Below are 14,156 nucleotides of genomic sequence, written 5' to 3'. Positions count from 1 at the left end.
GGCTCAGGCGATGAAGCGACGCGACTTCTTCAAGATCGTGACGACCTCGGGCGCGGCGGCGGTGGTGGCGGGCTGCCAGCAATCGGCCGAACGGATCCTGCCTCTGGTCGTGCCCAACGAGCAGATCGTGCCCGGCGTGGCCGCGTGGTTCTCGACCGTGTGCCGCGAGTGCCCGGCCGGCTGCGGTGTCATCGCGCGCAACCGCGACGGGCGCGTCGTCAAGCTCGAGGGCAATCCCGACCATCCGGTCAACCGTGGCGCGCTCTGCCTCCGGGGCCAGGCGGCCCTGCAGGGCGCCTATCATCCCGACCGCTTCGCCGGGCCCCAGCGGCGCCAGGGCGGCGCGCTCGGCGCCGTGAGCTGGGACGAGGCGCTGAAGCTGGTGGCCGGCAAGATCGGTGAGCTGCGCCAGGCCGGCCGGGGCAAGGCCGTTGCGCTCGTCACGCAGCTGGAGAACGGAAGCCTGGCGGTGCTGATGGACCGCTGGACGCAGGCCCTGGGCACGCGACCGCGCCTGAGCCTCGAGCCGTTCGGCTACGAAGCGATTCGGGCGGCGAACCGGATCGTCTTCAACCGTGACGCGATCCCGTACTACGCCTTCGAGGAGGCCGAGGTCGTCCTCTCCTTCGGGGCCGACTTCATCGAGACGTGGCTGTCGAACGTGAGCTATGCCCGAGCCTTCAAGAGGATGCACGGCTTCCGCGAGGGACGCGCGGGAACCTTCATCCACGTGGAGCCCCGGCAGTCCCTGACCGCCGCCAACGCCGACGAGTGGGTGCGGAACGCCCCGGGCACCGAAGGGCTCCTGGCCCTCGCGATCTTGAGGGCGATGATCGACGAGGGGCTGGCCGACCGGCGGTTCAGCGAGGCGGTAGCGGGCATCGACGTGAGGAAGGTCGCCGAGGAGAGCGGAGTCTCCGCCGAAACCATCAAGCACATCGCCACGCTTTTCGGCCGCGCCCGGCCGGGGCTGGCGGTGGGCGGCGGGGTCGCGATGACGGGAACCAACGCGACCCCGACGCTGGTGGCGATCAATCTATTGAACGCCGCCACCGGCGCCACCGGCCGGACGATCCGGTTCGGTCCGGACTCGGCCTACGGCAAGGTGACCCCGTACGGAGAGGTCGCCCAGCTCGTCCAGGCGATGGCCAGGGGCGAGATCGAGGTGCTCCTGGTGGGGCCGCGGATCAACCCGGCCTTCGCGCTGCCGGGCGGGCTCAAGTTCGCGGAGGCCGCCCGCAAGGTGGGGCTCGTCGTGAGCTTCGCCAACCAGCCGGACGAGACGACCGCGCTCGCCCACCTCGTCCTTCCCGACACGCACTGGCTCGAGTCCTGGGGGGACTATGCGCCGCGCGAGGGCGTCATGGGTCTGATGCAGCCCACGATGTCGCCGGTACGTGACGCCTTGCCGATGGGGGACGTGCTGCTCCGCGCGGCTCGCGCCGTGCTCGGCACCGAAGAAGGCAAGGGGCCGCTGCCGTGGGCGTCCGTCGAGCAGTACCTCAAGACCGCCTGGGAGCCGCTGCTGCGGGGCCAGCCCGACGGCTGGGAGGCGGCGCTCCAGCAGGGCGGCGTGTGGAGGCAGACGCCGACCGCGCCGGTCACGGCGAAGATCGGCGCCGTGCAGGCGTCGCGCCCCAGGCTGGAGGGCGACGCGGGCGGGCTCGTTCTCCTCGCCTATCCCTCCTTCCGGTTCTACGACGGCCGCGCTGCGGGCGCGGCCTGGCTCCAGGAAGCGCCCGACACGATGACGCAGGCCGTGTGGGACGCGTGGGTGGAGATCTCGCGGGAGACCGCCGCCAAGCTCGGCATCGCCCAGGGCGATGTCGTGCGCGTCTCCTCGCCCCACGGCGCCATCGAGCTTCCGGCGTATGTCTCGGCCTCTCTGCACCCGAGCGCGGTGGCCATCCCCATCGGGCACCGCTGGGCGCCCTACCACGCGCGCTACGTGGCGGCCTCACCCACGCCGACGAACCCGGTCGCGCTGCTGTCCGCGGGAGCGGATCCGGCCTCGGGGGCGGCAGCCTATCTTGGCGTCAGGGTCACGCTGACCAAGACGGGGGCGCGGCGGCCGCTGGCGATTCTGCAGGCCACCCATGACCAGGACCAGCGCGAGATCGCCCAGCACGTGGATCTCCGCGCGGCCCGCGAGCAGGCCCTCCGGGGCAAGCCCAAAGAGCACGAGTTCATCAGCATGTACCCGCCCCAGCACTATCCGGGCTATCGCTGGGGAATGGCGATCGACGTCGATCAGTGCGTGGGCTGCCAGGCCTGCGTGGTCGCCTGTCAGGCCGAAAACAACGTGCCGGTGGTGGGCAAGGCCCAGGCCGCGTACGGACGGCAGCAGCAGTGGCTCCGCATCGAGCGCTGGGCGGAAGGCCGGGCGGAGCGCCCGCTGAACGTCTTCCTGCCGATGCTCTGCCAGCATTGTGAAGTCGCGCCGTGCGAGCCGGTGTGTCCGGTGTTCGCCGCCTATCGGACCGAGGAAGGGCTGAATGGTCAGGTCTACAACCGGTGTGTCGGCACGCGCTACTGCGGCAACAACTGCCCCTATCACGTGCGGCGCTTCAACTGGTACAACCAGGAGTTCCCGCCGCCGCTCGACGTTCAGCTCAACCCCGACGTCACCGTCCGCCAGCTCGGGGTCATGGAGAAGTGCACGATGTGCATCCAGCGCATCGTGGCCGGCAAGGACCGCGCGCGCGACGAGAAGCGGTCCGTGCGCGACGGCGACGTTCTCACCGCCTGCCAGCAGACCTGCCCGACCCAAGCCATCACGTTCGGCAACCTCAAGGACGACAAGAGCGAGGTCTCGAAGCTGGCCCACTCGCCGCGCGCCTATCACGTGCTCGAGGAGCTGGGCACGCGGCCGTCGGTCACCTATCTCAAGAAGGTCGTGAGGGGTCACGCGTGAACGTGGCCCTGCGAGCCGCAGCCGCCGGCGAGGCGAGCCTATGAGCGTGGCCACCGAGCGCCACCGCCCGCCGACGTTCGCCGACGTCAACCGCGACGTCCTGCGCACGCTGGCGACGCCGGGCAACCTCTATTTCGGCTGGATGTGCGTGGTGGGGCTGATCCTGGCGGCGGGCATCCTGGCCTGGACCTGGCAGATCTACATCGGCATGGGCGCGGCGGGAAAGCGCACGCCCCAGATGTGGGCGATGTACATCACCTCCTTCGTGTTCTGGATCGGTATCGGCCACGCCGGCACGCTCATCTCGGCGATCCTCTACCTCTTCCGGGCCCGCTGGCGCACGTCGATCTTTCGGGCCGCGGAGGCCATGACGATCTTCGCCGTCATGACGGCCGGGCTGTTCCCGCTGATCCACGCCGGGCGCATGTGGTTCGCCTACTTCCTGCTGCCCTACTGGAACCAGCGCGATCTGTGGCCGAACTTCCGCTCGCCGCTCGTGTGGGACGTCTTCGCCATCTCGACCTATCTCTCCATCAGCACCGTCTTCTTCATCGTGGGCCTGATCCCCGACGTGGCGGCCCTGCGCGACGCCACCACCGGCTGGCGCCAGCGCATCTATGCCATGCTGGCCCTCGGCTGGGAGGGGAGCGACCGCCAGTGGCGCCACTACCGGCGGGCCTACGGCCTGTTCGCCGCCCTGGCCACGCCGTTGGTCCTGTCGGTCCACAGCGTGGTGTCGTGGGACTTCGCGGTGGCCCTGGTCCCCGGCTGGCACTCCACGCTCTTCGCGCCCTTCTTCGTCGATGGCGCGATCTTCTCCGGCTTCGCGATGGTGCTGGTGCTGGTCCTGCCCATGCGCCACTTCTTCAACCTCCACGCCTACATCCAGGAAAAGCACCTGGACGCCATGGGCAAGCTCATTCTGACAACCGGCCTGGTGCTGACCTACTTCTACGTCTGCGAGCTCTTCACGTCCTGGTACAGCGGCGACCACTTCGAACGGGCGTCGCTCTTCTGGAAGGTGACCAAGTCGTACGCCTGGGCACTCTGGCTCATGTACTTCTGCAACTGCATCTCGCCGCTGATCCTCTTCTGGAGGCGCGCGCGCACGAGCCCGGTGGTGCTCTACATCGTATCCATCCTGGTGCTGATCGGGATGTGGTTCGAGCGCTTCAACATCATCGTGCCGTCGCTCGCCCACGACTTCTATCCCTACACGTGGGGGATCTACGTGCCGACCCCGACCGACACCATGATCGTCATCGGCAGCTTCGCCTGGTTCTTCCTGCTGTTCCTCGGCTTCATCCGGGTGATGCCGTCGCTGTCCATCGTGGAGGTCAAGGAAACGCTCCCCCAGCCGCTGAAGGACGGCGCCCGTGGCCGCCACTGACACCGTCCTCGGCGTCTTCGCCCACGTGGACACCACGGTGCGGGCCCTCGAGGAGCTGCGGGCCAAGGGCTACCACGACCTCACCGTGTACACGCCCGCGCCCGTGCACGAGATCGAGGAGGCGCTGGAGCGGGACCGGCCGGTGAGCCATGTCCGCCTCTTCACGCTCATCGGCGCGCTCACCGGGACCGCCTCGGGCTTCCTCCTCACGATCTGGTCGGCGCTCAAGTGGGGCCTGGTGACGGGCGGCAAGCCGATCGCCTCCATCCCCCCCTTCGTGGTCATCGCCTTCGAGCTCACGATCCTCTTCGGCGGGTTGGCGACGCTGCTGGGCCTCGTGATCCTGGCCCGCCTGCCGCGCCTGCGGCCGTCGGCGGCCTACGACCCGCGCTTCACGAACGACCGCTTCGGGGTTGCCGTCCACTGCGCGCCGGAGCGGGGCCCGTCCGTGCGCCAGATCCTGACCACGGCCGGCGCCGAAGAGGTGAGGGCCCGATGAAGTACGTCTTCATCCTCGTCCTGCTGCTGGTGGTGGCCTCGGGCGGGCTCATGGGGATGGTGATCGTCGTGCGCTTCGTCGACAACATGACCCAGACGGCCAAGGTCGTCCCCGGTGAGCGCGTGTTCCGAATGCCGGCGGGCGTCATCCCCCGCGGGGGCGCGCTGATCCCGCCGCGGGAGCAGCGGGACGTCGCCGCCAAGCAGCCGAACCCGATCAAGCCGGGGGCGGAGTCGGTGGCGGTAGGCCGCCAGCACTTCGCCACCTTCTGCGCGCCCTGCCACGGCCCCGAGGGCAAGGGCGGGGTCACCGGCCCGGTGGCGACCAAGTTCATCCCCGCGCCCGACCTGACCAACGCCGAGCTGCAGAAGCAGCGCACGGACGGCTACTGGCACAGCTACATCATGGCCGGCGGGGCCGTCATGCCGTCCTACGTCGAGGCGCTCTCGTCCCAGGAGGCGTGGCACATCGTCAACTTCCTCCGCACGCTGGCCGCGAAATGAGACATCCTGTGTCAACCCGAGAGTCGGGCACGCCGACTCGAGCGCCGGCTTCGCCGGCGCAACCTGTGCTGGGGGAGGCCTCGGAGGGGGCCGTCGCGCCCAGGGGGCGCGCCTGTGACGTCGCCCCCTCCGACGTATGAGCGTGATCTGGGGGCTGCTGGCGGCGCTGGGGGCGCTGGCCTTCGTCCTGGGCGTCAACTCGGCGGAGGCCGCGCGCGTGTGGTCGATCTACCTCGTGAACCTCGTCTTCTGGTCGGGGCTGGCCGTCACCGGCCCGGCGATCGCGGGGATGATGCAGCTCACCGAGGCGCGCTGGTCGCCGAGCGTGCGGCGCATCGCGCTGACGACGGCCGGCTTCCTCCCGGCGGCATTCGTCCTGCTGCTCATCCTCTTCACCGGTCGCGTCGTGCTCTATCCATGGGTCACGCATCCGATCCCGGTGAAGGCGGCGTGGCTGAACACCCCGTTCTTCTGGCTCCGGACGCTGGGGTGCGCGGCCGCCCTGTTCGGCGTGGCCTTCGTCTTCGTGCGCGCCCTGCTGGGCGACCCGATCCAGCCCGACGACGAGCGGGAGCGGAGCCGGCGCAACCGCCTGGCGGTGATCCTCCTCGTGCTGTGGGTAGTCACGGTGTCGCTGTGGGGGTTCGACCTCGTCATGTCGCTCGACCCCCAGTGGTACAGCGGCCTGTTCGGCGGCTACTTCGTCGTCTCCACGCTCTACACGGGCTTCGCGCTGCTGTCGATCCTGACGGTCCTCGCCAACGCGCGGGGGTTGGCCTCGGTGCCGCCCGCCGCCGTCCAGGATGTCGCCAAGCTTCAGTTCGCTCTCTCGATCATGTGGATGTATTTCTTCTGGTCGCAGTACCTCGTCATCTGGTACGGCAACGTGCCGGTCGAAACCCGCTTCGTCGTGCGCCGCTTCCTCACGCAGCCCTGGGGAGCCGTGTCCTGGGTGGTGCTGGTGGTGGGCTGGCTCATCCCGTTCGCCTACCTGCTCAAGCGGCTCACCGGCCGGCCGCCCGAGCGCCACACGCCCCTCGTCGTGGTGGCCGTCTTCGGGCTGGTCGCCATCTTCCTCGAGCGGATCGTCGTCGTCTTTCCCTCCGTCAACCCAGAGGCGGGCTTCGCGCTCGGCTGGCGCGACGCCCTCATCACGGCCGGCTTTTTCGGGGTCTTCGTCCTGAGCCGGCGCTGGTTCTTCGCCCGCTTCCGACCGGTCCTCAACCTGCCGCATCCAAGCCATTAGGATGCGGCGGCCCCCGCGACGCTAAAGTAGGGACGTGCTGACCGTCGAAGAGGCCCTGGCCCAGATCCTCTCCCGGGCCCTGCCACTGGGGACGGAGCGGGTGGACGTCTGCGCGGCCCCGGGGCGCGTCCTCGCCGAGCCCATCGTTTCCCGCCGCGAGATCCCGCCGTGGCCGAACTCCTCCATGGACGGCTACGCCGTGCGGGCGGCCGACACGCGCGCCGTCCCCGTGACGCTCGTCGTCGTGGACTGCGTGGCCGCGGGGACGTTGCCGACCCGACCGGTCGGGCCCGGTGAGGCGGTCAGGATCTTCACCGGAGCCCCGGTGCCCGAGGGCGTCGATGCCGTCATTCCCCAGGAAGACGTCGAGGCGGAAGGCGACCGGGTCCGGATCATCCGCGCCGTAGAGCCGGGCGCCTTCATCCGCCCGCGTGGCGAAGACGTGAGGGTGGGGGACCGCCTGCTCGAGCCGGGCCGTACGCTGGGGCCGGCCGAGGTCGGGTTGCTGGCGACACTGGGCCACACGCCGGTGCTGGTCTACCGGCGGCCGCGCGTGGCCATCCTGTCGACCGGCAACGAGCTGGCGGACCTCGGCACCGAGCCCGCACCCGGCCAGATTCCCAACACGAACACCTACTCGTTGATGGCCCAGGTGCTCGAGGCCGGCGCCGAGCCGATCAACCTCGGAGTGACGCCGGACCGCCTCGAGGCGATCGAGGAGCGGATCCGATGGGGAATGCCCGCGGACGTGCTCATCTCGTCGGCGGGCGTCTCCGTCGGCGAGCTCGATCTGGTCCGCGAGGCGCTCACGCGCTGCGGGGCCGAGCTGCATCTCTGGCAGGTGTCGATGCGTCCCGGTAAGCCGATCACCTTCGGCACGCTCGACCGGCGCCTGGTCTTCGGCCTCCCCGGCAATCCCGTCTCGGCGATGGTGACGTTCGAGCTCTTCGTCCGCCCCGCGCTGCTGGCCATGGCCGGGCGCCGCACCGTGGACCGTCCGCGCATCCGTGCCCGCGCCCTCGATCCCATTGCCAATCCCGGTCACCGGCGCGGCTATCTCCGGGTGACGCTAGCCCGGGACGGCGACGAGTACGGGGCGCGCCTGACCGGCGAGCAGGGCTCCGCCATCCTGCGCTCGATGGTCGAGGCCGATGGGCTGGCCGTCGTGCCCGGCGACACCATCATCGCAAAAGGCGACAGCTTGGAAGTCATTCTTTTACAACATCTTAAGTGACAGGATCTTATAAAGAGCCTTAAACAGGAGGGGTTGGCCGACATCGTTTTTCCCCGCATGCCTTTTTCCGCGCATGCTACGGTCGCGCGCATGAGTCGGGGACTGCTGGCGCTGGCCGTCGTGTTCGCCCTCGCCAGTGGATGTGCGACACGCAGCAGTGTCCGCCAGTTCCGAGCCGAGCTCACCGCGCTCCGGGCCGAGGTGGCTGCGCTTCGCCAGGCTCACGATGAGCAGGCGCGTGAGTCGGCGCGCGCGCTGCAGGAGCTCAGAGCGCTGGAGGCTCGCGTGCGCGATGTGGGCGGCGCGGTGACCGCTCCCAGCGAGGCGGTGGGGCGGCTGGGCTCGCGCGTGACCGCCGTCGAGGAGGGGATCAAGGATGTCCGGGCCGACCTGGCGGCGCGTCCGGCTCCGGCGGCGCCACCGCTACCACCGCCGCCGGCGCCCGAGCGGCCCGCCCGTGACGGCGCCCCGCGGTCGGGCGCGGCCGAAGCGGCGTACAACATCGCGGTGGCAACGTTCCGCGCCCGCGAGCACGGCCAGGCGGTGCTGGAGTTCACCGACTTCCTCGCCAAATACTCCAGGCACCCGCTCGCGCCCAGCGCTCAGTACTGGATCGGCGAAGCCTACTACATCCAGCGCGACTATCGCCAGGCGATCGTCGAGTTCGAAAAGGTGCCGGAGCAGGACTCCGTCAACGGCAAGGCGGCGGATGCGCTGCTCAGGATCGGTCTCTGCTACGCGAACCTTCGGGAGCCGGCGCGCGCCCACCAGGTGTGGCAGCGTCTGGTCCAGGAGCATCCCGACTCCGAGGCCGCCGGGCGGGCGCGCGGCCTCCTGCGCGCGCGCCGGAGCTCCAGCCGACCGTAAGGCGCACCGTATCTGTTCGGGTTCTTGACCGGAGCGCCGGCTCCGGGCAATGTGACGACTCACGTGGAACCCCTCAGGCTCACGCCTCGCGACGCGCGGTATCCCGCGCTGCTGGCCGCCATTCAGTCGCCGCCCGATCTGTGGATCCGGGGCGCCTGCGAGCGCGACGACGCGCTGGCCATCGCGGTGGTGGGCACGCGGCGGGCGACGCCGTATGGCCTGGAGGTCGCCGAGCGCCTGGCCTTCGAGCTGGCGGCGCGCGGCGTGACGGTGATCAGCGGGCTGGCGCGCGGGATCGACACGGCCGCGCACCGCGGCGCGCTCGCCGCCGGCGGCCGCACCATCGCCGTGCTCGGCTGCGGCATCGACGTCGCCTACCCGCCGGAGAACCGCGCGCTGGCCGGCGACATCGCGCGCCAGGGCGCGGTGATCTCGCAGTTCGCGCCCGGCACGCCGCCGTTGCCGGGCTACTTCCCCGCGCGCAACCGTACGATCGCCGGCCTGGCGCTGGGCGTGGTCGTCGTCGAGGCCGGCGAGCGCTCCGGCGCGCTGATCACCGCGGGTCTGGCGGGCGATCTCGGCCGCGAAGTATTCGCCGTTCCAGGCCGAATCACGTCGGATACGAGCCGGGGCTCGAACAGGCTCATTCAGGACGGTGCTAAACTGGTACGCGATTGGGCCGATATCGTGCAAGAATTACCAGATCCGTGGCGTCGGGCCGTTCAAGCCCCTCGGACCGAGCGGGGCGAGGTGGAGCGGCCGGCCGCCGACAGCGAGGAGGCGCGAGTCCTGGCGATGTTGAGGCCGGATGAGCCGCAGCACATCGAGGCGCTCATCGCGCGCAGCGCGACCAACCCGGCGCGCGTCGCAGCGACGCTCGTCGCGCTCGAGCTCGGCGGCTGGGCGCGCCAGCTCGAGGGACAGCGCTGGGTGAGCGTGGCGGTGCGGGCGGGGAGGGCCTAGTGGGGAAATCGCTGGTGGTGGTGGAATCGCCCACGAAGGTGAAGACGATCCAGAAATATCTGGACTCGCGGTACGTCGTCAAAGCCTGCATGGGCCACGTCCGCGATCTGCCCAAGTCCAATCTCGGCGTCGATCCCAAGCGGGGCTTCAAGCCCAAGTACGTCGTGATGCCGGGCAAGAAGAAGGTGCTCGACGAGCTCAAGAAGGCCGCCGAGAAGGCCGACGCGCTCTACGTGGCGACCGACCCCGACCGGGAGGGCGAAGCGATCGGCTGGCATCTGGCCCAGGAGCTGCCCTTCGACAAGAAGAAGGTGTACCGGGTGGCCTTCAACGAGATCACGGAGCGCGCGGTGAAGGCGGCGTTCCAGAATCCGGGGAAGATCGACCTCAAGAAGGTGGACGCCCAGCAGGCGCGCCGCGTCCTCGATCGGCTCGTCGGCTACAGCCTCTCGCCGCTCCTGTGGGAGAAGGTCCAGCGCGGGCTGTCGGCCGGCCGCGTGCAGTCCGTGGCCGTGCGCTTGATCGTCGATCGCGAGCGCGAGATCCAGGCGTTCCGACCCGAAGAGTACTGGTCGCTGCACGCCCGCCTCCGCGCCAAGCGCCCGCCGGAGTTCGTCGCCACCCTCAAGGAGGTGGCGGGTGAGAAGGCCTCGCTGCCCAGCGAGGAGACCACCCGCACGCTCATGGCGTCGCTGGAAGGGGCGCGCTTCACCGTCCGCTCGGTGACGCGCGGCGAGCGCCGGCGGAATCCCGCGCCGCCTTTCATCACCTCGACGCTGCAGCAGGAGGCGGGGCGCAAGCTGGGCTTCTCGGCCAAGAAGACGATGACGGTGGCCCAGCAGCTCTACGAGGGCATCGACGTGGGCGACGACGGTCCCGTCGGCCTCATCACCTATATGCGCACCGACGCGGTCCGCGTGGCGCGCGAGGCGCAGGAGGAGGCGCGGGGGTGGGTGACGGCGCGGCTGGGACGCGAGTACGTGCCGGAGACGCCGCCCGTCTACCGCTCGCGCGGCAGCGCCCAGGAGGCGCACGAGGCCATTCGCCCCTCCGACGTCGCCCGCGAGCCCAAGCTGGTGGCGCGTTTCCTCACCCGGGACCAGCAGGCACTCTACCGGCTCATCTGGGAGCGGTTCCTGGCCAGCCAGATGACGCCGGCGGTCTACGATACCGTCAGCGCCGACATCGAGGCCGGTCGCTGCCTCTTCCGCGCCCAGGGCCAGACGCTCAAGTTCAAGGGGTTCATGGCCGTGTACGTGGAGAGCCGGGAGGACGAGGCGGTCTCCGAGGAGGACGCCGAGAGCGTCGTGCCGCCGCTCGAGGAGGGCGAGGTCCTGGCACTGCTCGGGCTCGACCCCAAGCAGCATTTCACCCAGCCGCCGCCGCGCTACACGGAGGCCTCGCTCATCAAGTCGCTGGAGGAGCTGGGGATCGGAAGGCCGTCGACCTACGCGCAGATCCTCAGCACGATCGTCAACGAGCGTGGCTACGTCCGCCGCGAGCGGCGGACGCTCTTTGCGACCGAGCTCGGCATCGAGGTCACCGACCTGCTCCAGGGCTTCTTCGCGGACATCATGAACGTCGAGTTCACGGCCCAGATGGAGGGTGAGCTCGACCGGGTCGAGGAAGGCGAGCGGAAGTGGGTGGACACGGTCCAGAAGTTCTACGGACCCTTCAAGCGGGACCTGGCCGAAGCCAAGAAGAACATGCGCAACGTGAAGAAGGGGGAGGAGACGGGGGAGGACTGTCCCGAGTGCAGCCAGCCGCTGCTCGAGCGCCGGGGGCGCTTCGGTAAGTTCATCGCCTGCTCCGCCTATCCCGACTGCCGGTACACGCGCGACCTCAACGGCGGCGGGCGGGCGGAAGACGAGCCCACCAACGAGCTCTGCCCCGCCTGTGGTAAACCGATGGTCGTCAAGCACGGGCGCTACGGCAAGTTCATCGCGTGCTCCGGCTACCCCGAGTGCAAGACGACGAAGCCGGTGACCCTCGGCATCGCCTGCCCCCAGCCTGGCTGCGCCGGCGAGCTGGTCGAGCGCCGGTCCCGCCGCGGGCGAACCTTCTACGGGTGCTCGGCCTATCCGACGTGCAAGTTCGTCCTCTGGCAGCGTCCGGTCGCGGAGCCCTGTCCCGCGTGCGGCGCGCCCTTCCTCACCGAGCGCTCGGCCCGGGGCCGGAAGATGCAGACCTGCGTCCGGGACGGGTGCGGCTTCCGGCGGGAGGCCGAGCTGCCAGTGGCATGACCGATCCGCTGGCGCCTTTCCTCCGCTACCTCGCCGTGGAAAAGCACGCCTCTCCCCACACGCTCCGCAGCTACCGGAGCGATCTCGAGGAGTTTCGCCGCTTCCTCGTCGAGATCTCGGGCCGCGATGCGCTGGCCGAGACGATCGCGTCCGTCGACGCGCGCCTGATCCGGGCGTACCTGGCGCGCCTGCACACCCACCGGCGCGAGCCGGTGACGGTGGCGCGGAAGCTCGCCGCGCTCAGGAGCTGGTTCCGGTTCCTCGTGCGCCGGGGCCTCCTGCCGCGCAACCCCGCGCTGGAGGTGAGGGGACCGCGCCTGGGCCGAAAGCTCGTCTCGTTCCTGCCCATCGACGAGGCCGCGCTGCTGGTCGACGCCAAGGGCACTTCGGCCCGCGACCGCGCTATTTTAGAGACGCTCTACGCCACCGGCCTGCGCGTTTCCGAGCTCACCGGGCTCGACCTCGACCACGTGGACCGGCCCCAGCGGACGGTGCGAGTGCTCGGCAAGGGGCGCAAGGAGCGGATCGTGCCGTTCGGTGCCCGGGCGGCGGCCGCGCTCGACGCCTATCTCGACGGAGGCCCGCGCCCGCGCGGGCCGTTGTTCGTGAATCGCCGGGGTGCGCGGCTGGGCGTGCGGAGCGTTTTCGAGATCGTCCGCCACCGGGCGCGGCAGCTCGGGCTCCGGCGGCGAGTCAGCCCGCACACGCTGCGCCACACCTTCGCGACCCATCTCCTGGATGCGGGGGCCGATCTGCGGATGATCCAGGAGCTGCTGGGGCACAGCCGGCTCAGCACGACGCAGCGCTACACGCACGTGGGTGCCGACCAGCTGACGCGCGTGTACGACGCCGCCCATCCCCGTGCCCGCGCGGTTACCCCGAGCCCGTGATGAGCGTGCCGGTGATCCGGGCCACCACGGTTCTCTGTGTCCGCCATCGCGGGCAGGTGGCCATGGCTGGCGACGGCCAGGTGACGATCGGCAACACGGTGGTCAAAGCCAGCGCCCGGAAGGTCCGCAAGCTCTACCACGACAAGATCGTGGCGGGCTTCGCCGGGGCTGCCGCCGACGCCTTCACCCTCTTCGCGCGGTTCGAAGGACGCCTGGAGGAGCACCGGGGCAACCTTCCCCGCGCCGCCGTAGAGCTGGCCAAGGACTGGCGGTCCGATCGGGTCCTGCGCCGGCTGGAGGCGCTGCTGGCCGTGGCCGACCGCGAGAACAGCTTCATCGTGTCCGGCACGGGAGACCTGATCGAGCCCGACGACGGGCTGATCGGAATCGGCTCCGGCGGGCCCTACGCGCTGGCCGCCGCCCGGGCGCTGCTCGGCCACTCCGACCTCGACTCCAAGGCGATCGTCACCGAGGCGATGCGGATCGCGGCCGGCATCTGCGTGTACACCAACGACCACATCACGGTCGAAGTGCTGTGAGGATGTTGGTGCCCGCCGCGGCCTGCCAGAGCGATCTCGCCTCCGTTAGAGCGCGGGCTCTGCCCGCGCAACCATTGGGGTGGCTGGGAGGGGGCCGTGAGGCTCCCCTCCGACTAGGAATCTCGGAGGGGGCCGTAACGTCCGCCCCCTCCGACGGAACCAACGACCACGTGACCGGGGAAGTGCTGTGAACGAGAGCCTGACGCCCGGCCAGATCGTCGCCGAGCTGGACCGCTACATCGTCGGTCAGGAGCGGGCCAAGCGTGCTGTCGCCGTCGCCCTCCGCAACCGGTGGCGCCGCCAGAACCTGCCGCCGGAGCTGCGCGACGAGGTGGCGCCGAAGAACATCATCATGATCGGTCCCACCGGCGTCGGCAAGACCGAGATCGCGCGCCGCCTGGCCAAGCTGGCCCAGGCGCCGTTCGTCAAGGTCGAAGCGTCGAAATACACCGAGGTCGGCTACGTCGGCCGCGACGTGGAGTCGATGATCCGCGACCTCACCGAGCTCTCCGTGAAGATGGTGAAGGACGAGCTGATGGCCGGAGTTCGCGAGCGCGCGGAGCATCTCGCTGAGGATCGCGTCCTCGACCTGCTCCTCCCGCGGCGGTCCACGGAGGCATATTCGAGCGGGTCGCTCGAGGAGATCGGCCCCGACGCGTCGCGGGACGCCACACGCGAGAAACTCCGGGCGCAGCTCCGCGACGGCCGTCTCGACGATCGGATGGTGGAGCTCGAGACGCAGGCGCAAGCGGTGCCGATGGTGGAGGTGCTGTCGGGCCAGGGTATGGAGCAGATGGGCATCGACCTCAAGGAGATGTTGTCGAACATCATGCCGTCGCGCACGAAGCGCCGCCGCGTCCGCATCAGC

The 14,156-nt window shown here is 70.0% G+C and carries 12 protein-coding genes; all 12 read left to right on the top strand.

The genetic code is table 11. From position 1 onward, the window contains the following. Positions 1-10 precede the first annotated feature (10 nt). Positions 11-2,914 (top strand): molybdopterin-dependent oxidoreductase, encoded by a 2,904-nt coding sequence (locus VGV13_04230; protein HEV8640287.1) that lies wholly within the window; start codon positions 11-13, stop codon positions 2,912-2,914. A gap of 40 nt (positions 2,915-2,954) precedes the next feature. Next, on the top strand, positions 2,955-4,304 hold the full coding sequence (gene nrfD, locus VGV13_04225; protein HEV8640286.1) for an NrfD/PsrC family molybdoenzyme membrane anchor subunit: 1,350 nt from the start codon (positions 2,955-2,957) through the stop codon (positions 4,302-4,304). Continuing rightward, complete coding sequence (locus VGV13_04220; protein HEV8640285.1) at positions 4,291-4,803, top strand: DUF3341 domain-containing protein; 513 nt, start codon at positions 4,291-4,293, stop codon at positions 4,801-4,803. Before nrfD ends, VGV13_04220 begins: the two co-directional genes overlap by 14 nt. After that, positions 4,800-5,306 (top strand): cytochrome c, encoded by a 507-nt coding sequence (locus VGV13_04215; GenBank protein HEV8640284.1) that lies wholly within the window; start codon positions 4,800-4,802, stop codon positions 5,304-5,306. The genes VGV13_04220 and VGV13_04215 overlap by 4 nt, the downstream gene beginning before the upstream one ends. A gap of 136 nt (positions 5,307-5,442) precedes the next feature. Continuing rightward, entirely contained in the window at positions 5,443-6,552 is a 1,110-nt protein-coding gene (locus VGV13_04210) for a hypothetical protein (protein ID HEV8640283.1), read from the top strand. A gap of 34 nt (positions 6,553-6,586) precedes the next feature. After that, positions 6,587-7,786: a gephyrin-like molybdotransferase Glp gene (gene glp, locus VGV13_04205; GenBank protein ID HEV8640282.1), complete on the top strand. Its 1,200-nt coding sequence runs from the start codon at positions 6,587-6,589 to the stop codon at positions 7,784-7,786. 90 nt (positions 7,787-7,876) lie between these two features. Then, positions 7,877-8,653 carry a tol-pal system protein YbgF gene (ybgF, locus tag VGV13_04200; GenBank protein HEV8640281.1) on the top strand — a complete coding sequence of 259 codons (777 nt, stop codon included), beginning with the start codon at positions 7,877-7,879 and terminating at the stop codon, positions 8,651-8,653. A 63-nt stretch (positions 8,654-8,716) separates the two neighbouring features. Then, positions 8,717-9,616, top strand: coding sequence for a DNA-processing protein DprA (dprA, locus tag VGV13_04195; protein ID HEV8640280.1), 900 nt, complete (start codon positions 8,717-8,719; stop codon positions 9,614-9,616). Continuing rightward, positions 9,616-11,859: a type I DNA topoisomerase gene (gene topA / locus VGV13_04190; protein HEV8640279.1), complete on the top strand. Its 2,244-nt coding sequence runs from the start codon at positions 9,616-9,618 to the stop codon at positions 11,857-11,859. The genes dprA and topA overlap by 1 nt, the downstream gene beginning before the upstream one ends. Beyond that, a complete protein-coding gene (locus VGV13_04185) occupies positions 11,856-12,749 on the top strand; it encodes a tyrosine recombinase (protein HEV8640278.1) in 894 nt (297 codons plus the stop codon). The genes topA and VGV13_04185 overlap by 4 nt, the downstream gene beginning before the upstream one ends. A 5-nt stretch (positions 12,750-12,754) precedes the next feature. Further along, positions 12,755-13,288, top strand: coding sequence for an ATP-dependent protease subunit HslV (hslV, locus tag VGV13_04180; protein ID HEV8640277.1), 534 nt, complete (start codon positions 12,755-12,757; stop codon positions 13,286-13,288). Between the two features lie 187 nt (positions 13,289-13,475). Then, a partial coding sequence (locus VGV13_04175) for an AAA family ATPase (GenBank protein HEV8640276.1) occupies positions 13,476-14,156 on the top strand: 681 nt, incomplete at its 3' end.

The sequence above is a fragment of the Candidatus Methylomirabilota bacterium genome (genome assembly GCA_036001065.1).
Classification (GTDB): domain Bacteria; phylum Methylomirabilota; class Methylomirabilia; order Rokubacteriales; family CSP1-6; genus MNEF01.
The sequence above is the reverse complement of the archived record's forward strand: the minus strand, read 5'-3'. Positions and strand labels throughout refer to the sequence as shown.